At 70.4% G+C, this 22,935-nt stretch carries 17 protein-coding genes; 12 read left to right on the top strand and 5 right to left on the bottom strand.

The window, feature by feature from the left end; translation table 11 throughout:
- Positions 1-130 precede the first annotated feature (130 nt).
- A complete protein-coding gene (locus ACBY01_RS12255) occupies positions 131-757 on the bottom strand; it encodes a YitT family protein (protein WP_416461160.1) in 627 nt (208 codons plus the stop codon).
- A gap of 136 nt (positions 758-893) precedes the next feature.
- Positions 894-2,561 (bottom strand): M28 family metallopeptidase, encoded by a 1,668-nt coding sequence (locus ACBY01_RS12260; protein ID WP_416461161.1) that lies wholly within the window; start codon positions 2,559-2,561, stop codon positions 894-896.
- 86 nt (positions 2,562-2,647) lie between these two features.
- Here ACBY01_RS12260 and ACBY01_RS12265 point away from each other — a divergent pair, with 86 nt between their 5' ends.
- The 3 genes from ACBY01_RS12265 to ACBY01_RS12275 are packed head-to-tail and all read left to right on the top strand — an operon-like array spanning position 2,648 to position 5,729.
- Positions 2,648-3,091, top strand: a complete 444-nt coding sequence (locus tag ACBY01_RS12265) for a GFA family protein (protein ID WP_416461162.1) — start codon at positions 2,648-2,650, stop codon at positions 3,089-3,091.
- Positions 3,072-3,833, top strand: a complete 762-nt coding sequence (locus ACBY01_RS12270) for an alpha/beta fold hydrolase (RefSeq protein WP_416461163.1) — start codon at positions 3,072-3,074, stop codon at positions 3,831-3,833. The genes ACBY01_RS12265 and ACBY01_RS12270 overlap by 20 nt, the downstream gene beginning before the upstream one ends.
- Before the next feature lie 57 nt (positions 3,834-3,890).
- On the top strand, positions 3,891-5,729 hold the full coding sequence (locus ACBY01_RS12275) for a M2 family metallopeptidase (protein ID WP_416461164.1): 1,839 nt from the start codon (positions 3,891-3,893) through the stop codon (positions 5,727-5,729).
- A 166-nt stretch (positions 5,730-5,895) separates the two neighbouring features.
- Here the strand turns inward: ACBY01_RS12275 and ACBY01_RS12280 are convergent, their stop codons facing one another.
- The 3 genes from ACBY01_RS12280 to ACBY01_RS12290 all read right to left on the bottom strand — a co-directional run bounded on the left by ACBY01_RS12280 (position 5,896) and on the right by ACBY01_RS12290 (position 8,457).
- Positions 5,896-7,332 carry an AMP nucleosidase gene (locus ACBY01_RS12280; RefSeq protein WP_416461165.1) on the bottom strand — a complete coding sequence of 479 codons (1,437 nt, stop codon included), beginning with the start codon at positions 7,330-7,332 and terminating at the stop codon, positions 5,896-5,898.
- A gap of 125 nt (positions 7,333-7,457) precedes the next feature.
- Positions 7,458-7,844: a hypothetical protein gene (locus ACBY01_RS12285; RefSeq protein ID WP_416461166.1), complete on the bottom strand. Its 387-nt coding sequence runs from the start codon at positions 7,842-7,844 to the stop codon at positions 7,458-7,460.
- Between the two features lie 130 nt (positions 7,845-7,974).
- Positions 7,975-8,457: a peroxiredoxin gene (locus ACBY01_RS12290; RefSeq protein WP_416461167.1), complete on the bottom strand. Its 483-nt coding sequence runs from the start codon at positions 8,455-8,457 to the stop codon at positions 7,975-7,977.
- Positions 8,458-8,560: 103 nt separating this feature from the next.
- Here ACBY01_RS12290 and ACBY01_RS12295 point away from each other — a divergent pair, with 103 nt between their 5' ends.
- From ACBY01_RS12295 to addA, 9 genes are all read left to right on the top strand, one after another.
- Positions 8,561-9,121, top strand: coding sequence for a YqgE/AlgH family protein (locus tag ACBY01_RS12295; protein WP_416461206.1), 561 nt, complete (start codon positions 8,561-8,563; stop codon positions 9,119-9,121).
- Positions 9,122-9,220: 99 nt separating this feature from the next.
- Positions 9,221-10,192 carry a HupA family protein gene (locus ACBY01_RS12300; RefSeq protein WP_416461168.1) on the top strand — a complete coding sequence of 324 codons (972 nt, stop codon included), beginning with the start codon at positions 9,221-9,223 and terminating at the stop codon, positions 10,190-10,192.
- 156 nt (positions 10,193-10,348) lie between these two features.
- A complete protein-coding gene (ahcY, locus tag ACBY01_RS12305; protein ID WP_416461169.1) occupies positions 10,349-11,755 on the top strand; it encodes an adenosylhomocysteinase in 1,407 nt (468 codons plus the stop codon).
- A 233-nt stretch (positions 11,756-11,988) separates the two neighbouring features.
- Positions 11,989-14,334, top strand: coding sequence for a sensor histidine kinase (locus ACBY01_RS12310; protein ID WP_416461170.1), 2,346 nt, complete (start codon positions 11,989-11,991; stop codon positions 14,332-14,334).
- The gene (tsaE, locus tag ACBY01_RS12315) at positions 14,331-14,783 is read left to right on the top strand and encodes a tRNA (adenosine(37)-N6)-threonylcarbamoyltransferase complex ATPase subunit type 1 TsaE (protein WP_416461171.1); all 453 of its coding nucleotides are present in this window, start codon (positions 14,331-14,333) and stop codon (positions 14,781-14,783) included. Before ACBY01_RS12310 ends, tsaE begins: the two co-directional genes overlap by 4 nt.
- On the top strand, positions 14,780-15,751 hold the full coding sequence (locus tag ACBY01_RS12320; RefSeq protein ID WP_416461207.1) for an aminoglycoside phosphotransferase family protein: 972 nt from the start codon (positions 14,780-14,782) through the stop codon (positions 15,749-15,751). The genes tsaE and ACBY01_RS12320 overlap by 4 nt, the downstream gene beginning before the upstream one ends.
- Positions 15,748-16,509: a nucleotidyltransferase family protein gene (locus ACBY01_RS12325; protein ID WP_416461172.1), complete on the top strand. Its 762-nt coding sequence runs from the start codon at positions 15,748-15,750 to the stop codon at positions 16,507-16,509. Before ACBY01_RS12320 ends, ACBY01_RS12325 begins: the two co-directional genes overlap by 4 nt.
- Positions 16,502-19,468, top strand: a complete 2,967-nt coding sequence (addB, locus tag ACBY01_RS12330) for a double-strand break repair protein AddB (RefSeq protein ID WP_416461173.1) — start codon at positions 16,502-16,504, stop codon at positions 19,466-19,468. Before ACBY01_RS12325 ends, addB begins: the two co-directional genes overlap by 8 nt.
- Complete coding sequence (addA, locus tag ACBY01_RS12335) at positions 19,455-22,898, top strand: double-strand break repair helicase AddA (RefSeq protein WP_416461174.1); 3,444 nt, start codon at positions 19,455-19,457, stop codon at positions 22,896-22,898. Before addB ends, addA begins: the two co-directional genes overlap by 14 nt.
- Positions 22,899-22,935 lie beyond the last annotated feature (37 nt).

Below are 22,935 nucleotides of genomic sequence, written 5' to 3' on the forward strand. Positions count from 1 at the left end.
GATCCCCGCCGCGTCGCCACTCCCGCCGCCGCAACCACCATTCACGCCACCGCTTCACCAAAAAACCGGTTATGCAAATGTCCCGCCTTCGCTGGGGTGACGGCTTGGTCGTGGGGGGGCCGCCTCACCCTCAATACCCCGTGTACCGGCCAGGACGGTGCCACGCGATCAGGATGCCGCTGATCGCGGCGGCGCTCAGGATCGACCAGCCGAGCCGCTCGGCCGAGACCACCGGGATCGCGAGCGACAGGATGACGACGTCGAGCGCGATCTGGGTGCGGCCGGCGTTCCAGCCGCGCTCGCGCTGCAGCCATAGCGTCAGCACGCCGGTGCCGCCGACCGCGGCGTCATGCCGCGCTAGCGACAGGATGCCCATTCCGATCACCGTGCCGCCGACCAGCGCGGCGAACGCCGGGTGGACGTTGTGCACCTCGAACGCGAGCGGGCGGATCGCGGAGAACAGCGCGATGCCGGCGTTGACCGCGATCGAGCGCAGCGTGAAGCGCATCCCCATCGCCACCGCCGCGAAGACGAAGAAGGGCAGGTTGATGATCGTGAACAGCACGCCCGGCGGCAGCGGCACGAGGTAAGAGACCAGCAGCGCGATCCCCGCGACGCCCCCCGTCACCAGCCCCGCCGCCTTCAGGAACACCAGCCCCAGCACCAGCAGCGTGCAGCCCACGAACATCGCATAGAGATCCTCCGCGCGGCTGTGCGGGATCGCGCTGGGGGCAGGGGAACGAAGGGTAGACGTCATCAAGCGCTCCGGAACATGGGCGCCGTCGCAGGTCATGCCTCCCCCAAGGCTTTTGCGCGCTCCTATCGCCGCTTCCCGGCCGCGTAAATGGGAGGGCGCGCCGGCCGGGGAGCAGGCGTCCCCCGGCCGGCCGCGATCACTTGCGCTGGGCGGCGGTCGCCTCGCGCGCGGCGCGGAACTCGCTGTCCGCGGACCAGTTCGGCCAGGTCCGGCCGTTCGCCAGCCGGTCGCCCAGGCGGTAGAGCAGCGCCAGGTCGCCCTGCCAGCTGTCGGTGTTCCAGCTCGCGTCATATTCGTCGGCCGGCTGGTGGTAGCGATCGCGGGTATAGACGTCGGCCAGTTGCTTGCCGCGCGCCGCACCGCCGTTCACCAGCTCCTGGCCCGCATCGTAGGAGATCGCCGGCACGCCGCGCTTGGCGAAGGGAAAATGGTCGGAACGGTAGAAGCTGCCCGCTTCCGGTCGCGCGTCCGGCGTATAGTGGCGCCCGACCTTGCCGGCCTCTTCGGTCAGCATCGTCAGCAGGTCGAGCTTGGCCGCGCCCGAGATGCTGAAGTCGCGGGTCTTCTCGGCGGCGAACGGACCGTCCATGTTGATCGCGCCGACGGTGGTGGCGAGCGGCCGCAGCGGGTTGGCGGCGTAATATTCGGAGCCGAGCAGCCCCTTCTCCTCGGCGGTCACCGCCAGGAACAGCACCGAGCGGTCCGGCTTCTTCCCCTTGCCATAGGCGCGGGCGAGCTCGAGCAGCGCGGCGGTGCCCGACGCATTGTCGAGCGCACCGTTGTAGATGGTGTCACCCTTCGCATCGGGTGCGCCGATGCCCAGGTGATCCCAGTGCGCCGAATAGATCACCGTCTCCTCGGGGTGGCCGCTGCCCGGCAGGACGCCTGCGACATTGTGCGAGGTGATGATCTCCGGCTTCACCTGGTAGCTGGCGGTCATCGTCGCCTTCAGCGGCATCGGCCGGAAGTCGGCCTTGCGCGCGGCCGCCTTGGCCGCGTCGAAATCGGTGCCGGACGCCTGGAACAGCCGGGTCGCCAGATCCTTCTGGATCCAGCCCTCCATCGCGGTGTGCGCCTTCGTCGGATCGGAGCGGACGATGTCGAACATCGTGTTGGTGTTGGAGTTCTTGACCGTCGCCCAGCCGTAGGAGGCGGGCTCGCTCTCGTGGATCACCAGCACGCCGGCCGCGCCCTGCCGCGCGGCTTCCTCGTACTTGTAGGTCCAGCGGCCGTAATAGGTCATCAGCTTGCCGCCGAAATCGCCTTCGCCGCCCTCGAAGTCGGGGTCGTTGACCAGCACGACCATGATCTTACCCTTGAGGTCGATACCCTTGAAGTCGTCCCAGTTGCGCTCCGGCGCCTTGACGCCATAGCCGACGAACACCAGCGGCGCCTGGTCGAGTTTCACCGCCGTCTGCCCGGTCGAGGCGGCGCGCACCGCGATCTGGTCGCCCTGGGTGAGCGGCGTGGCGGTGCCGCCGATCGCCATCGACAGGCTGGGCGTGCCGACGATGTCGGAGCGCAGCAGCGGCACGTCCTGGAAGAAGCTGCCCTTGTCGCCGGCCGGCTTGAGCCCCGCCGCCTTGAACGCCTCAGCGATATAGGTGATCGTCTTGGTCTCGGCGCGGGTGGCGGGGCCGCGGCCCTCATATTCGTCGCTCGACAGGATCTTGATGTCGTTGGCGACGCGCGCGATGTCGAAGCTGGGTGTCTTGCCCGGTGCGGCGAGCGCGAGCGGCGAGGCGCCGAGCAGCGCGGCGAGCGCGAGCAGGCGCGGGAGGGTGCGCGGGATACGGGATGGCATGGGATACTCCTGTGCGACGAACGATCCCATGATGCCCAAGCCGCGCACGATGTCGAGGTGGTGCAGCAGAGGAACGGGAGAAGGCGATGCGCGAGACGGTTTCCGGCGGATGCCAGTGCGGACGAATCCGCTACCGCGTCGCCATCCACGACGACGACGCCTATCTGTGCCACTGCCGCATGTGCCAGCGTGCGACCGGCGGCGTCTCGATCGCGTTCAAGAACGTGAAGAAGGCGGAGGTGGTGTGGGAGCGCGAGCCGGACCGCTACGCCTCCTCGCCGATCGCCAACCGCGGCTTCTGCCGCGAGTGCGGCACGCCGCTGACCTTCGAATTCCCGGACAGCGAGAACCTGGACCTGACGATCGGCAGCTTCGACGCGCCCGCGCGCTTCCAGCCGCGCCACCATTTCGGGGTGGAGAGCTGGCACCCGCAATGGCTCGACACGCGCGGCCTGCCCGAATATCGCGCCGACGAGAACCCGGCCACGCGCGACAGGTGGATGAAAACCCTTGGCAGACTTCCCGACTGAGACGCACCGCTTCCAGAGCTTCGACGGCACCGAGCTTGCCTGGCATGAGGGCGGCGAGGGCCGCCCGCTGCTGCTGATCCACGGCTATTTCAGCGACGCCTATACGAATTGGATCCGCTACGGCCACGCCGCCAAGATCGCGGCCAAGGGATATCGCGTGATCATGCCGGACTTGCGCGCGCACGGGCACAGCGCCCGCCCGCACGATGCGGCGGCGTACCCGCCCGACGCGCTGGCGCAGGACGGCGAGGCGCTGGTCGCGCATCTGGGGCTCACCGACTACGACCTCGGCGGCTATTCGCTCGGCGGGCGAACCGCGGTGCGGATGGTGGCGCGCGGGGCGGCGCCGGCCAAGCTGGTGGTCGCCGGCATGGGGCTGGAGGGGCTGACCGGCACCAGCGGCCGCGCCGACCATTTCCGCAACATCCTGACCAACCTCGGCAAGCACGAGCGCGGCACGCCCGAATGGCTGGCGGAAGCCTTCCTCAAGACCACCAAGGGCGATCCGGTCGCGCTGCTCGGCATCCTGGACACCTTCGTGGATACCGAGCGCGACGCCATCGCCGCGATCGCCCAGCCGACGCTGGTGGTCGCGGGCGAGGAGGACAGCGACAACGGCAGCCACGCCGCGCTTGCCGAACTGCTTCCGCACGCGACGCTGCGCGAGGTGCCGGGCGGGCATATGAGCGCGGTGACCAAGCCGGAGCTGGGACAGGCGATCGCCGACTTCCTCGGCGCTTGACCTGGGGGTGGGCGGGCGCGCAGGTTGCGCGCATCCGTCTGACCCTGGGGGTTTTTCATGTTCCGTACCGCTGCCTCGACGCTTGCCGTCGCGCTTTCGCTCGTCACCGCACCCGCCTTCGCCCAGACCGCGCAGCCGGCGCCCGCCGCCGCCGCGGCCCCTACCGCAGCCCAGGCCGACGCGTTGGTCGCGCGCGCCGAACAGGAGATGGGCGACTTCTCGCTCGACGCGGCGCGCATCGCCTGGGTGAACGCCACCTACATCACCGACGATACCGACGCGCTCGCGGCGAAGTCGGGCGCGATCGGCACCGAGATGGGCGTTCGCTATGCGCTGGAAGCCGCCAAGTTCGACGGCGTGAAGGGGCTGTCCTACGACACCCGCCGCAAGCTCGACATCCTCAAGAACGGCCTGACGCTGCCGGCGCCGACGCGTCCTGGCGCGGCGCAGCAACTGTCCGACCTCGCCACCAAGATGGCATCGGCCTATGGCAAGGGCCGCGGCACCCGCAACGGCCAGCCGATCAACGGATCGGACATCGAGGCGGCGATGGGCACCAGCCGCGACCCCAACGAATTGAAGGAGATGTGGGTCAGCTGGCACGACAATGTCGGCGCGCCGATGCGGCAGGATTATGCCCAGATGGTCGGCATCGCCAACCAGGGCGCCGAGGAGCTGGGCTTCGCCGATGTCGGCTCGATGTGGCGGTCGGGCTACGACATGCCGCCCGAGCAGTTCGCGCAGATGGCCGACACGCTGTGGAAGGAGGTCGAGCCGCTCTACCTGTCGCTCCACACCTATGTCCGCTGGAAGCTCAACGAGAAGTACGGCGATGCCGTCCAGCCCAAGACCGGCCCGATCCGTGCCGACCTGCTCGGCAACATGTGGGCGCAGGAATGGGGCAACATCTATGACGTGGTCGCGCCCGCCGGCTCGGGCGACCTCGGCTACGATATCGGCGATCTGCTCAAGGCGAAGAACTACGACCCCGTGAAGATGGTGAAGGCGGGCGAGAACTTCTATTCCTCGCTCGGCTTCGCGCCGCTGCCCGAGACCTTCTGGCAGCGGTCGCAGATTACCAAGCCCGCCGACCGCGAGGTGATCTGCCACGCCTCCGCTTGGGACCTCGACAACAAGGACGACGTGCGCATCAAGATGTGCACCAAGGTCAACTCCGACGACTTCGTGACGATCCACCACGAGCTCGGTCACAACTACTACCAGCGCGCCTACAACCAGCAGCCGTTCCTCTACATGAACGGCGCCAACGACGGCTTCCACGAGGCGATCGGCGACTTCGTCGCGCTGTCGATCACGCCGGACTATCTGGTGAACATCGACCTGCTCGACCGCGCGCAGGTGCCAGGTGCCGACAAGGACATTGGCCTGCTGCTGCGCCAGGCGATGGACAAGGTGGCGTTCCTGCCGTTCGGCCTGCTGATGGACAAGTGGCGCTGGGGCGTGTTCTCGGGCGATATCCCGACCGGCCAGTATCAGAAGGGCTGGGACGCGCTGCGCCTCCAGTACCAGGGCGTGGTGCCGCCGGTGGCGCGGGACGAGACCCGCTTCGATCCGGGCGCCAAGTACCACATCCCGGGCAACACGCCCTACGCGCGCTACTTCCTGGCGCGCATCCTCCAGTTCCAGTTCTACAAGGCGGCGTGCGACCAGGCCGGCTGGAAGGGGCCGCTCCACCGCTGCTCCTTCTTCGGCAACAAGGAGGTCGGCGCCCGGCTGAACAAGATGCTGGCGATGGGCGCGTCCAAGCCCTGGCCGGAGGCGCTGGAGGCCTTCACCGGCACCCGCAAGATGAGCGGCAAGGCGATGGTCGACTATTTCGCCCCGTTGAAGACCTGGCTCGACCAGCAGAACAAGGGCAAGCCCAAGGGCTGGTGAGCGAGCGGGGGGGCGTTCATCGCCGCCCCCTTTTGCCCCGCACACCCTCTTCGTCATGCTGACGAAAGTCAGCATCCAGACGCGCAACGCCCGCTGCTCTTGCCCGTAGCGGCAATGGATCCTGACTTCCGTCAGGATGACGAGGGGAGGCGCCCCCCGCGCTCGATCAGCGGAACGGCGGCTCGTTGAACGCGCGCAGCTTGCGGCTGTGGAGGCGGTTGCCTTCGCGGCGCAGTTCCTCGCACGTTTCGATGCCGATCCGCATATGCTCGTTGATCGCGCGCTCGTAGAAGCGATTGGCCTGTCCCGGCAGCTTCAACTCGCCGTGGAGCGGCTTGTCCGAGACGCACAGCAGCGTGCCGTAGGGTACGCGGAAGCGGTATCCCTGTGCGGCGATCGTCGCCGATTCCATGTCGATGCCGACCGCGCGACTGAGCGAGAAGCGCAGCGCCGAGCGCGAGAAGCGCAGTTCCCAGTTGCGGTCGTCGGTGGTGACGATCGTGCCGGTGCGCAGCCGCCGCTTGAGCTCGTCGCCCGACTGGCCCGACACGCTCTGCGCCGCGCGGGCGAGCGCCTGCTGCACCTCGGCGATCGCCGGCACCGGGATTTCGGGCGGCAGCACGTCGTCGAGGACGTGGTCGTCGCGCAGATAGGCGTGGGCTAGGACATAGTCGCCGATCCGCTGGCTGGGGCGCAGGCCGCCGCAATGGCCGATCATCAGCCACGCCTCCGGGCGCGTGACGGCAAGATGGTCGCAGATCGTCTTGGCGTTGGAGGGGCCGACGCCGATGTTGACCAGCGTGATGCCGCTGCGGTCGGGCGCCATCAGGTGATAGGCCGGCATCTGGTGGCGCCGCCACGCGCTGTCGGTCACCAGCTTGTCGACGTCGTCGCCCGCCGTCATCATCAGCCCGCCCGCACCCGACACGCCGGTGTAGCGGCTGCCTTCGCCCAGCTGCGAACACGCCCAGCGGACGAACTCGTCGACGTAGCGATGATAGTTGGTGAACAGCACGTAGCGCTGGATGTGCTCGGGCGGGGTGCCGGTGTAGTGGCGCAGCCGCGCGAGCGAGAAATCGGTGCGCAGCCCGTCGAACAGCGCCAGCGGCCGGCTCTCGTCCGCGTTCACCCACAGCCCGTCGGCGATCTCGTCGCCGATGTGCGCCAGCTCGGTCGCGGGGAAGTGGCGCGCGAGCTCGGCGGCGGAGACCGCGTCCAGACTGAGCGCATGGCCGGCGTCGAGGACATACGGGAAGGGGATTTCCTGGCGGCTCGGCGCGACGCTCACCTCGACGTCGTGGCTGTCCAGGATCAGCGACAGCTGCTCGGTCAGATAGTCGGCGAACATCGCCGGCTTCGTCACGGTGATGCGATAGTCGCCCGGCACGTTGAGCCGCGCGAACGAGCGCATCGGCGTCGGCAGATCGCCGCCGCCGCGATAGCTCAGCCGAAGCTCGGGATAGGCGAAGGAGCCGTCCATCCGCGCCGAGCTGGGCGGGGGCGTACCGTCGCGGAGATAGGTGTCGAGCGCGCCCCGCAGCCGATCCACGGAGGCAGTGTAGAGTCGATCCAGACGATCGACGATGTCTGAGGCTTGCGTCATCCTCTGCCGCTAAAGCGTTCGCCGCCAGCGCGCAAGCAAGCGCGCATCGCCCACACGCGCAAACGCCGGCGCCCGCGGCTGCGGACACCGGCGCCTGGTGCTGCGCGGCGATCCCGCGCGGCGGCTTACTTGCCGGTCGACTTGGTGTCGGCGGACTTGGTCGTGCCCGACTTGGCGGCGGTCGACTTCGCCGCGGTCGACTTGGTGCCGGTGGTCTTGTCGGACGCCTTCTTCTTGTCGATCAGCTTGGAGGCGCCGAACGCTGCGCCGGCGACCGCAGCGGCCGCACCGGCGATGATCGCGGCGGTGGTGCCCGGGTTGTTCTTCACCGCGGCCGTGGTGCTCTTGGCCGCACCGCTGATCGCCTCCTTGCTCTTGGCGGCGGCGTCGGCGACGACTTCCTTGCTCTTGTCGAGCTGCACATGGGCCTTGTCGGCGAAGCCGGTCTTGGTCTCGGCAGTGGTGTCGGTGCCGGTCGTGCCGTTGGTGGTGTTCGTCGTGGATGCATTCATCGCGGAGCCTCCCATCGATTCAGTGTGATCGCGTAACGAGCAAACCAACTCGTGCGGGGCGCCGGGGTTCCGAAAGGCATGTTCGGCAAGGCGGGGAGATCGCGTCTAGGCGATCTCCCCGGCCCGCGGATCAGAGCGTCTCGAGCAGATGCTCGGCCGAGCTCACCCGGAACTCGCCGCCTTCCTCGACGTGCAGCGCCTCGACCACGCCGTCGTTGACGACCATCGCATAGCGCTGGCCGCGGCTGCCCAGGCCGAACTTCGAGCCGTCGAGTTCCAGCCCGACCGCCTTGGCGAAGGCGCCGTTGCCGTCGGCCAGCATCGTGACCTTGTCGCCCACGCCGGTCGCCTCGCCCCACGCCTGCATCACGAAGGCGTCGTTGACGGCGGTGCAGGCGATCTCGTCGATGCCCTTGGCGCGGATCGCATCGGCCTTTTCGACGAAGCCGGGAAGGTGGCGCGCCGAGCAGGTCGGGGTGAAGGCGCCCGGCACCGAGAACAGCGCGACGCGGCGGCCGGCGAAGTAGCCGGCGGTGTCGATCTGGTCGGGGCCGTCCCCGGTCACCTTGACGAGGGGGGCGTCGGGCAGGCGGTCGCCCACTTGGATGGTCATGCAAATCTCCGTGTCGCGTGCGCCCGAGGGGGCGCCGTCGCGGATAGCTAGGGCGCGCGGGCGGGGCTTTTCAAGCGGCGGGGTCGCGCTATGTTCCCAAGCCATGGAGAGTGCAGCGTTTCTGGTCGGGCAGTTCCTGTTGGCGATGCCCGGTATCGGCGATCCGAGGTTCGAGCGCGCGGCGATCGCGATCTGCGCCCACGACGAAAAGGGGGCGATGGGCGTCGGCATTAGCGAGGAGGTCGAAGGCCTTGGCCTGCACGACCTGCTGCGCCAGTTCGAACTGCGCACCGATCTGGTGCCCGACCGCCCCGTGCACATCGGCGGGCCGGTGGAGCCGCGCCGCGGCTTCGTGCTTCACAGCGATGACTGGTCGGGCCAGGACACGATCGATGTCTCCGGCCGCTGGTCGCTGTCGGGAACGATCGACGTGCTGAAAGCGATCGCCGAGGGCAAAGGTCCGCAACAGTTCCTCGTCGCGCTGGGCTTTGCCGGCTGGGAAGCCGGCCAGCTCGAAGGGGAGCTGACGCGGCACGGCTGGTTCACGACGCGCGCCGACCCGTCGCTCCTCTTCGACGTTGCTGCGGAGGATCGCTGGGAACGCGGCTTCACCACTGCCGGAATCGATCCGCGACTGCTGGTGAGCGGCGGCGGCACCGCCTGATTTCTTCGGCCGGCCTTGCATTCTTCTTCCCGGACGGGCGATGATCGGGGCGCAAAAGAGGGCGGCGTCGTGCCGCTCTTGCGCGTTGAAGGGGTGAGGATGCGGAAACAGGGTTCGAGCTGGACGGCGTCGCTCGCGGCGCTTGCGCTGCTTTCGGCATGCGGGGGCGACGATGGCGGTTCGGGTGGGGACGTGTCGGTGCCAGCGCCCACGCCGACGGCGACGCCCACACCAACGCCGGCGCCCTCTCCTACGCCCACCCCGACGCCGACGCCGACCCCCGCTCCGGCACCGAGCTATACGAATGCGGCCGATTTCTCCGTCGATGCGACCTTCGCCGGGGTCGGGGCGATCGTGACCGAGGAAATCGACGGGTCGACGGTCCCGGCCGGTGGCAGCACCGCGCTCCAGACCGATTCCGCCCGCGTCGGCTTCCGCTTCAAGAGCGAGGGGCGACGCTACGAGGCGTTCTTCGACGGCGCCCGGTTCGACGCCGGTCCCGCCGAGCTTGGCGCCGGCGAGGAGCCGGGCTGGCGCGCCGATGGTTTCCGAGGGGAGCCGCGGTTCGTTCGCCGCGTCCTGCGCGATGGCGGGACCTATGCCGGGTATGTCCGCTGGTTCGACGGCGGCGGCAGTCGTGCCTACCGGCGCTTGTTCATCTACGGATCGCCAACGCTGGCGTCCGACCTGCCCGGCTCGGGGCGGGCGGACTACACTGCCGGTTTCGACGTGACCGGGGTGACGACGCGCACCGCCTTCACCGGTTTCCTTCCGACGGCCGTTCTGCCGACGATCGCGGTCGACTGGGCGGCGGGCACGGTGTCGGGCACGTTCGTCGTGGACGGCAACGAGACGTGGAACCACACCGACGTGCCGTTCACCTTCACGGCAAAGCTCGACCGCGCGACCGGACGGTTCAGCGGCAGCGTGCGCAGCGATCCCGCCTACCCCTATTCGGGCGAGATCGTGGGTGCGCTCTACGGCCCGGCCGGCGTCGAGATCGGAGCCGTGTTCCGCTACGAGAGCACAACCGGCTTTGCCGCGGGCGCGATCCTGGGTGTGCGCAAATAGGGGGCGGGCGGCGCTCCGGCGCCGCCTCCGCCGCCGCCGTTCCGGACCCGTCATATAAAGAACTCTTTATATAGCTGATTGCGCGGCGGCGGGGGGTCGGCTAGGGCCGCCGCATGCGGCGTGCCGGCTCGGGTGCGCATCGACAGGAGATATTTCGTGGCCACCGCGCTCGACACCCAGGACTACGTCATCAAGGACATCAGCCTCGCCGCCTTCGGCCGCAAGGAAATCGAGATCGCCGAGACCGAGATGCCCGGCCTCATGTCGCTGGTCGAGGAATTCGGCGCGTCGCAGCCGCTGAAGGGTGCCCGCATCACCGGCTCGCTGCACATGACGATCCAGACCGCGGTGCTGATCGAGACGCTGGCCAAGCTGGGCGCCGAGCTGCGCTGGGCGTCGTGCAACATCTTCTCGACCCAGGATCACGCCGCCGCCGCGATTGCCGAGCAGGGCATCCCGGTGTTCGCCGTCAAGGGCGAGACGCTCGAGGAATATTGGGAATACGTCACGCGCATCTTCGACTGGGGGCAGGACACCACCTGCAACATGATCCTGGACGACGGCGGCGACGCGACGATGTTCGCGCTGTGGGGCGCGCGCGTCGAGGCGGGCGAGACGCTGTTCACCCCGACCAACGAAGAGGAAGAGATCTTCGTCGCGACGCTCGAGCGTTTCCTCAAGGAGCGTCCGGGCTACCTCACCAAGACGGTCGACGCGATCAAGGGCGTGTCGGAAGAGACCACCACCGGCGTCCACCGCCTCTACGAGCTCGCCAAGCAGGGCAAGCTCCCGTTCCCGGCGATCAACGTCAACGACTCGGTGACCAAGTCGAAGTTCGACAACCTCTACGGCTGCAAGGAATCGCTGGTCGACGCGATTCGCCGCGCGACCGACGTGATGCTCGCCGGCAAGGTGGCGTGCGTCGCGGGCTTCGGCGACGTGGGCAAGGGCTCGGCCGCATCGCTGCGCAACGGCGGCGCGCGCGTGCTGGTGACCGAGGTCGACCCGATCTGCGCGCTGCAGGCGGCGATGGAAGGCTATGAGGTCGTGACGATGGAAGACGCGGCAACCCGCGCCGACATCTTCGTGACCGCCACCGGCAACGCCGACGTCATCACGCTCGATCACATGCGCGCGATGAAGAACATGGCGATCGTGTGCAACATCGGCCACTTCGACAGCGAGATCCAGATCGCGGGCCTCAACAACCTGAAGTGGACCGAGATCAAGCCGCAGGTCGACGAGGTCGAGTTCGCCGACGGCAAGAAGATCATCGTCCTCGCCAAGGGCCGCCTGGTGAACCTGGGTTGCGCGACCGGCCACCCGTCGTTCGTGATGTCCTCGTCCTTCACCAACCAGGTGCTGGCGCAGATCGAGCTGTGGACCAAGTCGGACGAATACAAGAACGAGGTCTACGTCCTGCCCAAGCACCTCGACGAGAAGGTCGCGGCGCTCCACCTGGAGAAGCTGGGCGTGAAGCTGTCCAAGCTGACCAGCAAGCAGGCCGACTATATCGGCGTGCCGGTCGAGGGGCCGTTCAAGCCGGATCACTATCGCTATTGATCTGCCACTCTCGTCATCCTGACCTCTGTCAGGATGACGAGAACGGAAGATGGCGAAGCGTGGAGCGGGGCGGGGTGCCGGGCACTCCGCCCTTTTTCGTGGGCCCCGTTTCGCGTCCGGCGACGAAGCGACCCGCCGGTGCTGCGGCGCGCATGGCGCTTGGCCGAGAGATCGCCTAAACCGCGGCCGATGAGGGCAGGCAGTTCGGCACGTCCGCGAGGACGAACGCGGCGATGATCATTCTCAACCCCGTTTCGGCGATCCTGGCCGGGGCGGTTCTGGCGGTGGTGCTGGTCGGCGCGATCTGGGCGCTCGCGGCCGGGCTGTGGCTGCGCAGGCGCGCGCGCGCCGGCATGGCCGCTGCCGGCATCGACGCGACGCTGGTGCGTGCCGCCCCTGCGCAGGCGATGCTGGTGCGCGGCGACGGACGGGTCGAGATGCCACCGCGGCTCGCCGAATGGCTGGGGCTCTCGGCGATGCCGCAGACGCTCGCCGACCTGACCGGCATGGACGAGGGGCTCGATCCGGCGAGTGCCGAGGCGCTGCTGCGCGAGATCGGCGGCGCGCAGCGTGCGGCGCGGCCGTTCCGCATCGAGGTGCGCGCGCGCGGCGCCGCCCGCACCCTGATCGCCGCGGGCGAACGCGCGCCGGCGGTGCTCGAACCCCACGGCGGCGCGCTCGTGTGGTTCTTCGACGCGACCGAGTTCCAGGCGGAGATCGGCACGCTGTCGCGCGACATCGAGGAATATCGCTCGGGCTTCGACGCGCTCTCCGGCCTGATCGAGGCCGCGCCGATGCCGATGTGGTACCGCGACGGCGACCTGCGGCTGGCGATGGTCAACAGCGCCTATGTCCGCGCGGTCGATGCGTTCGACGCGCGCGAGGTGCTGGGGCGCCAGGCCGAGCTGGTCGACGGCGACGGCATGGGCGGACCGCTCGGCAGCGCGCTGATCGCCCGCGACACCGGCCAGCCGCAGGCGAGCGTGATGCCCGCCACCATCGGCGGCGAGCGGCGGACGCTGCGCGTCCACGACGTGCCGCTGCCCGAGGGCGGCATCGCCGGCTTCGCGGTCGACATCCACGACATCGAGGAGATGCGCGCCGGCATGAAGCGCTCGCGGCTCGCGCAGCGCGCGGTGCTCGACCGGCTGTCGGCGGGGGTGGTCCAGTTCGCCGCCGACCGCTCGCTCGACTTCTGCAACCAGCCGTTCCGCCGCATCTTCGGCATGCGCGGCGAATGGCTTGCCGACCGGCCCGAGTTCGACCGCGTGCTCGAGCGCATGCGTGAGGCCAAGCGCCTGCCCGAGGTGCGCGACTTCCCCGGGTGGAAGCAGGAGCGCCGCGCCTGGTTCCGCGCCGCGGAAGCCGTGGAGGAGCCGTGGCACCTGCCCGGCGGCACCTATCTGCGCGTCGTCGCCCAGCCGCTGCCCGAAGGCGGCCTGCTGGTGATCTTCGAGGATCGCACCGAGCAGGTCCAGCTGGCGAGCGCGCGCGACACGCTGCTGCGCGTGCGCACCGCCACCTTCGACAATCTGTTCGAGGCGCTGGGCGTGTTCGCCGCCGACGGCCGGCTGCAGCTGTGGAACAGCAAGTTCCGCCAGCTGTGGGGGCTGGAAGAGGCGTTTCTCAACGACCATCCTCGCGTCGATGCGATCGCCGAACTGGCGGCGCCGAAGCTCGCCAATCCGTCGCGCGCGCTGCTGATCCCCGAGCTGATCCGCTTCGCCACCGTCCAGCGCATCCAACGCGGCGGCCATTTCGCGATGGCGGACGGACGCCACTACGAATTCGGCGCGGTGCCGCTGCCCGACGGCAACGCGCTGCTGACGATGCTCGACATTTCCGACAGCCGGCGGATCGAGCAGGCGCTGCGCGACCGCAACGAGGCGCTGGAGGCGGGCGACCGCACCAAGACCGCATTCCTGGCGGCGATGAGCTACGAGCTGCGTACGCCGCTCACCTCGATCAAGGGTTTCACCGAGATGCTCCACGGCGGCTACGCCGGCGCGCTCGGCGAGACGGCGACCGGCTATACTGGCGCGATCCTCGAATCGGTCGACCGGCTGGGCGAACTGATCGACGACGTGCTCGACCTCACCGCCAGCGAGGGCGCGCCGCTCCAGCGCAGCGAGATCGAGCTGGCGCCGCTCGCCCGCGCGATGGCGGCGGAGATGCTGCCGGCCGCCGCCGCCAAGAAGATCGAACTCGCGGTCGAGGTCGCGCCCTCGGTCGGCCACATGATCGGCGATGCGCGGCGGATCGGCCAGGCGATCTGCCACCTGCTCGACCACGCCATAGCCGGCACCCGCGAGCGCGGGCGCGTGCTGCTCCACGCCGACGGCGACGCCGACAGCGCGCGCATCGTCGTGTCCGACGACGGTCCCGGCATGGACGCCAACACCGCTGCTCATGCGCTCGACCGCTTCGCCCCTGGCGGCGCGCTCCGCCGCGGTGAGCGCGCGCTCGGCCTCGGCCTGCCGCTCGCCCGCCGCATCGTCGAGGCGCATGGCGGCACCATCGAGCTGGTATCCGAACAGGGCGCCGGCACACTGGTGACGATCGAGCTGCCGCGCGGATGAGCGACCTGCTGCTCGCCGGCCCGGAGGACAGCCACGCGTTCGGCGCCGCCCTGGCCCGCGTCGTCCAGCCGGGCGACGCGATCGCGCTGTCCGGGCCGCTGGGCGCCGGCAAGACCAGCATCGCGCGCGGGCTGCTCGCCGCGCTGGGTCTGCTGGAGGAGGCGCCGTCGCCGAGCTTCGCGATCGTCCAGCCCTACGAGCCGCCCGAGACGCGTTTTCCCGTGCTCCACGTCGACCTCTATCGCATCGAGCATCCCGACGAGGCCGAGGAGCTCGGGCTCGACGAGGCCCGGCTCGACGCGCTGCTGCTGGTCGAATGGCCCGAGCGGCTGCCCGACAGCGCGTGGGACGATGCGCTGTGGCTCACCCTCACCCCCGAACCCGATGGCACCCGCCGCTTGACAGCCAAGGTGCCGCCGTCATGGAAGGCACGATGGCCGCTGACATGAACCCGCCCGCCGCGGCGCCCGCCTTTCTCGCAGCGCACGGATGGGGAGGGGCCGAGGTGGTGCCGCTCGCCGGCGACGCCTCGTTCCGCCGCTATTTCCGCGCGATCGACGCCGGCCGCAGCGCGGTGCTGATGGACTCGCCCCCCGCGCTGGAGGACCAGCGCCCGTTCGTCGAACTGGCGCGCTGGCTGACCGAGCGCGGCTTCCGCGCGCCGGCGATCCTGGCGGAGGACGCGGCCGAGGGGCTGGCGCTGCTCGAGGACTTCGGCGACGCGCGCCTGCGCGAAACCGTCGATGCCGCGCCCGAGAGCGAGCTGCGCCTCTATTCGGAGGCGGTCGACGTGCTGATCCGCCTGCGCGACCATCCCGCCGCGCCCGTGCCGCCCTACGACCGCAGCGTCTATTTGCGCGAGGCGATGCTGCTGCCCGAATGGTATTGCCCGGCGATCGGCGTTGAGGTCGACGTGCCCGGATACCAGGCCGCGTGGGAGGTGGTGCTCGACACCGTCGAGGGTGATGCAGCGGTGACGGTGCTGCGCGACTATCATGCCGAGAACCTGATGCTGATCGAGGGCGAGGCGGAGACGCTGGGGCTGCTCGACTTCCAGGACGCGCTCGCCGGCCACCCGGCCTACGACCTGGTCTCGCTGCTCCAGGATGCGCGGCGCGACGTGCCCGCGTCGCTGGAGGAGGCGATGCTCGACCGCTATCGCCGCATCACCGGCGTCGGCGACGACTTCCTCGCCGCCTATCACGTGCTCGGCGCGCAGCGGAACGCCAAGATCGTCGGCATCTTCACCCGGCTGTGGCAGCGTGACGGCAAGCCGCGCTACCCGGCGCTGTGCCCGCGCGTCTGGAGCTATCTAGAGCGCGACCTCGCCCAGCCGGTGCTGGCGCCGGTCGCCGCCTGGTTCGACGCCAACCTGCCGGCCGCGCTGCGCGGCGATCCGATGCAGGTGCGCGCATGACCGCATCGATGACGCTGTCGCTGCGCCCGGTGCCCGACGCCGTCGTACCGGAGACGGCGATGGTGATGGCGGCGGGCCTGGGCAAGCGGATGCGTCCGCTCACCGCCACCCGTCCCAAGCCGCTGGTCAAGGTGGCGGGCAAGCCGCTGATCGACCATGTCTTCGACCGGCTGCGCGCCGCCGGCATCCGACGCGCGGTGGTCAACGTCCATTACCTCGCCGACGTGCTGGAGGCGCATCTGCGCGCGCGGGTGAAGGACCTCGACCTCGCGATTTCCGACGAACGCGTGCAGCTGATGGAGACCGGCGGCGGGCTGGTCCAGGCGCGCGACCTGATCGGCGACAAGCCGTTCGTCTGCGTCAACAGCGACAATCTGTGGATCGACGGACCGGTCGATGCGATCCGGCTGCTGGCGGAAAGCTGGGACGACGACCGCATGGACGCGCTGCTGCTGCTGGTGCCGCTGGCGCGCGCCGCCAGCCACCGCGGGCAGGGCGACTTCCACCTCGATCCCTCGGGCCGGATCACCCGCCGGCGCCAGCCCGGCCGCCTGGCGCCGTTCGTGTTCACCGGCGTCCAGATCCTGTCGCCGCGGGTGATCGCCGACTGGCCGGAGGGGCCGTTCTCGACCAACCTGTTCTGGGAGCGTGCGCTCGACGCCGGCCGGCTGTGGGGCATGGTCCACGAGGGGCTGTGGTTCGATGTCGGTACCCCCGCCGCGATCGGGGAGACCGAGGCGGCGCTCGCCGATGGCTGAGGCCCCGCGGCTTCGGCTCTACTCGATCCCGCCACACCGGGCGTTCGCCGACGCGCTCGCGAACGGCCTGCTGCGGCGCTACGGCCGCAACCCGATGGCGCTGGCGCGCGGCTTTGTGCTGTTGCCCAACAACCGTGCCAAGCGCGCGATTACCGACGCCTTCGTGCGCGCGAGCAAGGGCGGCCTGCTGATGCCGCGGCTGGTCGCGGTCGGCGATCCCGAGATCGACGAGGCGGTCGGGCCGTTCGCCGATCCTGCGGAAGATCTCGATCCGATTCCGCCCGCGGTAGCACCGCTCGCGCGCCGCATGATCCTGTCGCGGCTGGTGGCGGAGGAACGCGCGCGTGCCCGCCGCCCGGTCGACGCCGCCGAGGCGGTGCGGCTTGCCGGGGACCTCGCGCGCACGCTCGACCAGCTGCTGGTCGAGGAGGTCGAGCCCAACGCCCTGAAGACGCTGACCTTCGAGGAGCCGATCCAGGAGCATTGGCAGCGCTCGCTGGCGATGTTCGAGACGGTTCTGGTGCGCTGGCCGCAGGAGCTCGCAAAGCTCGGGCGGATCGACCTCGCCGTCCGCCGCCGACGCCTGCTCGACCGGCTGATCGCGCGCTGGCGGGCGACCTCGCCCGACGGCTTCGTCTGCGCGGCCGGCATCGCCAGTTCGTCGCCGGTGATCGCGCGACTGCTGCGCGCGATCGCGGAGCTGCCACAGGGGAGCGTCGTGCTCTCCGGCCTCGCCATCGACATGGACGATGCCGAATGGGACCTGCTGGGGCCGCACCAACCCGATCCAGTCACCGGCCGCCGCCGTCGATCGCTGGAGACGCATCCGCAGTTCCAGTTGAAGCTGCTGCTCGACCGCATGGGGGTGGGCCGGCGCGAGTTCGAGACGTGGCACGCCGCCAGCGAGCATGACGCGCGGCCGGCGCGCAGCCGCACGATCGAAAGCGCGCTGGCCCCGGCCGAACGCACCCACGACTGGATCACGCTGCCCGCCGAGCGCCGCAGCCTGGCGGGCGTCCAGGCGCTCGACCTGCCCACTCCGGCGGAGGAAGCGCAGGCGATCGCGATCGCGCTGCGCCAGGCGCTGGAGACCGAAGGCAAGACCGCGGCGCTGGTGACGCCGGACCGCGCGCTTGCTCGGCGGGTGGCGGCGCATTGCGCACGGTGGGGGATTGCCGCGGAGGACACCGCCGGCCAGCCGCTGTCGGTGCTGCCGCCCGGCACGATGCTGCTCGCGCTCGCCGACGTCGCTGCGCAGGATTTCGCGCCGTTGCCGCTGCTCGCGCTGCTCAAGCACCCGCTCGCCTGTGCTGGCGAGGCACGGCTTGACTGGCTGGAAGGGGTACGACGGCTCGACCGCGCCATCCGGGGCCCAAGGCCGGCGCCGGGGCTCGCCGGGCTCGACGCCTTTCTCGCCGATGCGGAGGGGCGCGACGGCGCGCTCCGTCGTGCGGCGGCGCCGTGGTGGGAACAGACCCGCCCGCTGCTCGCCCCGCTTGCCGAGGCGTATGCCGGGGGCGCACGCCCCTTGCCCGAATTGCTCGGCGCGTTGCGCGCCACGGCGACGGCGCTGGGCGGCGATGCGCTGTGGTCGCGACCCGAGGGGCGCGGGGCGGCCGAGTTGCTCGACACGCTGGAGCAGGAGGCGGTGCACGGCCCCGCGTTGGTCGAGCCCGAGTCGATCGGTCCGATGCTGCGCACGCTGATGGACGAGGTGGCGGTTCGCCCGCCGCAGGGCGGCCATCCGCGCCTTGCCATCTACGGCCTGCTCGAAGCGCAGCTGCAGACGGCGGACCTGATGATCCTGGGCGGCCTCAACGAGGGCGTCTGGCCGGGGCTGCCTGCGCCCGATCCCTGGCTGGCGCCGCGCATCCGCGCCGAGCTGGGGCTGCCGGGGCTGGAGCGGCGTATCGGCCTTGCCGCGCACGACTTCGCGGGAAGTCTGGGCGCGCGCGAGGTGCTGCTGACCCGCGCCCACCGCGACGCGAGCGCGCCGACCGTCGCCTCGCGCTTCTGGCTGCGGCTGGAGGCGCTGTCGGGCGGCCTCACCCGCGCCGACGCGCTCGCGCGCTGGACGCATGCGATCGACGATCCCGGCGGATACGATCCCGCGCCGCGCCCGGCGCCATGCCCGCCGGTGGCGCAGCGCCCGCGCAGGATTTCGGTGACCGAGGTCGACCGGCTCAAGGCCGATCCCTTCGCCTTCTACGCGCGGCGGATGCTGCGGCTGGCGGCGCTCGATCCGGTCGACGCCGATCCCAGCGCCGCGTGGCGCGGCACGGCGGTGCACACCGTGCTGGAGGAATGGGCACGCCACGACGGCTTCGATCCGGCGAAGCTCGCCGCGCGCGTCGAGCAGCTTGCCGCCGATCCGCGCACCCATCCGCTGCTGCGCGCGCTGTGGGTGCCGCGGCTGCGCGAGGCGGTCGACTGGATCGCGGGTCAGGTCGCGGCGCAAATGGAGGGCGGCCGCCGCATCCTGGGCGTCGAGGGCGAGGGCACCATCGACCTCGCCGGCGTCGAGCTGCGCGGGAAGTTCGACCGCATCGACGCGCTGGAGAACGGCGAACTGGCGGTAGTCGACTACAAGACCGGGCAGCCGCCCTCGACCCGCGCAGTGCGCGACGGGTTCAGCCTCCAGCTGGGCCTGCTCGGCATCATGGCCGAGCGCGGCGCGTTCGAGGACATCGCCGGCACCGCCACCGCCTTCGAATACTGGTCGCTCGCCAAGAAGGGCGATGCGTTCGGCTATGTCGCGACGCCGGTCGATCCGGCGGGCAAGTTCAACCGCGTGCCGACCGACCGGTTCGTAGCGTTGGCACTCCACCATTTCACCGAGGCGGTTGCGAAGTGGCTGACTGGCGCCGAACCGTTCACCGCCAAGCTCAAGCCCGAATATGCCCCCTTTGCCGAGTACGACCAGCTGATGCGCCGCGACGAATGGTATGGCCGTGAGTAGCGCCGGGCTGCTTCCCGAACTGAAGGGCAACCAGGCGCGCGCGAGCGACCCGCGCCACCACGTCTGGCTGTCCGCCTCCGCCGGTACCGGCAAGACGCAGGTGCTGACCGCGCGGGTGTTCCGCCTGTTGCTGCGCGGGGTAGAGCCCTCGGCGATCCTGTGCCTCACCTTCACCAAAGCGGGCGCGGCCGAGATGGCCGAGCGCGTCAATGCCCGCCTTGCCCGCTGGGTGCGCCTGCCCGAGCCCGACCTGAAGAAGGACCTGTTCGCGCTGGGGGAGGACCCCAACGACCCGGCGCTGCTCGCCCGCGCACGCACGCTGTTCGCGCGGGTGCTCGACGCGCCGGGCGGTGGCATCCGCATCCAGACGATCCACAGCTTCTGCCAGACGCTGCTTGCCGCCTTTCCGGTCGAGGCGGGGCTGGTCCCCGGCTTCCGCCCGCTGGAGGCGCGCGAGGAATCGGCGATGGCGCGCGATGCGTTGGCGGCGATGCTGGTCGAGGAACAGCGGCAGGGGCGGGTCACGCTGGGCGATGCGATCGCGGCGCTCAGCCTGCGGCTGGGCGAGGGCAGGGCGGAGGCGTTCCTGGCCGAATGCGCGCGCCGCCCGGACGCGATGGCAGCGCTGCCGGCCGATCTCGCCGGCTTCCTGCGCGATGCGTTCGACCTGCCGCACGGCGATCTCGACGCGGCGATCTGCGCCGGGTGCAGCGACGACGCATTCGACGTCGAGGCCTTGCGCGACCTCATGGAGGCGAACCGCGCCTGGGGCACCGCCACCGGCCTGAAGGTCGCGGGCGCGATCGCAGCGTGGCTGGCGGGCGAACCGGCCGCTCGCGCGGATGCGCTCGACACGCTCTACGGCCAGTTCTTCACCCAGAAGGACACGCTGAAAAAGGCATCGGCCAAGATCCTGGCGGCGATGCCCGACTATGACGTCGCGGCCGAGGCGATCGGCAGCCGCTGTGCCGAGCTGGTCGCGATGCGCCGCCGCGCGGCCTATGCCGATCTGCTCGCCGCTGCGCTGGAGGCGGGACGCCGCTATGCCGCCGCCTATGCCGACGCGAAGCGGCGTGCGGGCGCGGTCGACTTCAACGATCTGATCGCGCGCACGCTGGCGCTGTTCGCACAGCCGGGCATCGGCGAGTGGGTGCGCTTCAAGCTCGACCAGGCGACCGAGCATGTCCTGATCGACGAGGCGCAGGACACCAATCCCGAGCAATGGGCGATCGTCCGCGCACTGGTCGACGAATTCTTCGCAGGCGAAGGCGCACGCACCGCCGGGCTGCGCACGCTGTTCGTGGTGGGCGACTACAAGCAGGCGATCTTCGGCTTCCAGGGCACCGACCCGGTGTATTTCAAGGCGGCGCACCAGCTGTTCGACCAGCGCGCCGCCGTCGCTCCCGAGTTTGACACGGAAGCGCAGCCGCTCGACACGCTGTCGCTGACCGAGAGCTTCCGCTCGACGGCACCCGTGCTGGATTTCGTCGACGCGGCGATCGACGCGTTTCCGCAGCCCGGCATGGGCGACATGGAGGAACGGCTCCAGCATGCCAGCCGCGTGGCCGGGCCGGGCACCGTGACGCTGTGGGCGCCGACCGTCGAGGAAGCGGGCGAGGGCGACGATGGCGAGGAGCAATGGGTCGCCGACGCCACCCGCACGCTTGCCACCCGCATCGCCCGCCAGATCCGCGATTGGATCGGCACGCTGCCGCTGGAGAGCAAGGGGCGGATGCTGGGCGCGGGCGACGTCATGGTGCTGGTCAAGCGCCGCGGCGAACTCGCCTCGCTGATCGTCGCGCGGCTGTATGCGGAAAATGTGCCGGTCGCCGGCATCGACCGGCTGCGGCTCAACGCGCCGCTGGCGGTGCAGGACCTGCTCGCCGCGATCCGCTTCGCGCTCCAGCCCGACGACGACCTGTCGCTGGCGAGCCTGCTCGTCTCGCCGCTGATCGGCTGGAGCCAGGAGCAGCTGATGACAGCGGCGCTGCGCGAGCGCGGCAGCCTGTGGCGGCACCTGCGCACGACCCAGCCCGAGGAAGCATTGGCGCCGCTCCAGCGCATCCTGCGCCGCGCCGATCTGGCGACGCCCTACCGTTTCCTCGAGGAGCTGCTGTCGGGGCCACTCGACGGGCGGCGCAAGCTGCTGCTGCGGCTGGGCGAGGAGGCGCGCGATCCGATCGAGGAACTGCTCAACGCGGCATTGAGCTTCGAGCAGGTCGCGACGCCCTCGCTCCAGCGCTTCCTCGACTGGTTCGATCGTGGCGACGTCGAAATCAAGCGCGACCCGTCACAGGGCGGTGGCGCGGTGCGGGTGATGACCGCGCACGGCGCCAAGGGGCTGCAGGCGCCGCTGGTGATCCTGGCCGACGCCTGCATCGACCCCAGCCAGAACCGGCGCGAGACGCTGCTGTGGACGCCCGAGGACTATGCGGGACCAGCCTTTCCGGTGTTCCGCCCACGCGCGGGCGAGCGCGACGGGCCGCTCGATGCCGCGCTTGCCGAGGCGGATGCCAAGGAACTCGCCGAGCATTGGCGACTGTTCTACGTCGCCGCGACCCGGGCGGAGGAACGGCTGGTGATCGCCGGTGCGCCGGGCACCCGCGCGCAAGGCGTGGCGCCGCCGCTCAGCTGGCACGCCGCCGCCGCCGCCGCGCTCGACGCGCTGGACGTCGGCGCCGAGGAGGACGGCACGCGCGTGTTCCGCGGTCGGACCCCTGGCAAGCCGGTGGCGCCGCGTGCCGGCTCGGCAAAGACCATCGATGCTGCGGCCGAGCCGATCCCCGCCTGGCTGCGCGCGCCTGCGCCCGAGGAAGCGCGCCCGCCGCGTCCGCTCGCCCCCTCGTCGCTCGGCGAGGACGAGGTTGCCGATCCGCCGCCCACGCCGGCGATGCGCGCCGCCGCGCAGCGCGGCCGTCTGCTCCACCAGCTGTTCGAGCGGCTGCCGGCGCTGCCGCCTGCCGAGCGCGCCGCGGCGGGCGAGCGCTGGCTGGCTGGCGCGGCGCAGGTCGACGATGCGGCCGAGCGCCGCCGGATCGTCGGCGACGCGCTCGCGATCCTCGATCAACCCGACTTCGCGGCGCTGTTCGGGCACACGGCGCTCGCTGAGGCGCCGATCGCCGCCACCGTCGGCGGCACCGTCGTGTCGGGCACCGTCGACCGGCTGCTGATCGAGAACGACCGCGTGCTGGTCGTCGACTTCAAGACCGGGCGGCGCGCGCCGCAGACGGCAGAGGAGGCGCCGACCTATCATTTGCGGCAGATGGCGGCCTATGCCGCCGCGCTGAGCGTCATCTTCCCCGGCCGGCAAATCGAGGCGGCGCTGCTCTACACGTCGGTCCCGCGGTTGCTCGCGCTGCCGGCGGCGCTGCTCGACCAATACAAGCCGCGCTTGGCCGTGCGGGAGCAAAGCTTGCCCTCGCGCGCTTGAGACGGCGTCCACCCGATCATATTTCACCAAACAACGA

The organism is Sphingomonas mangrovi (assembly GCF_047975845.1).
Taxonomy (GTDB): Bacteria; Pseudomonadota; Alphaproteobacteria; order Sphingomonadales; family Sphingomonadaceae; genus Sphingomonas.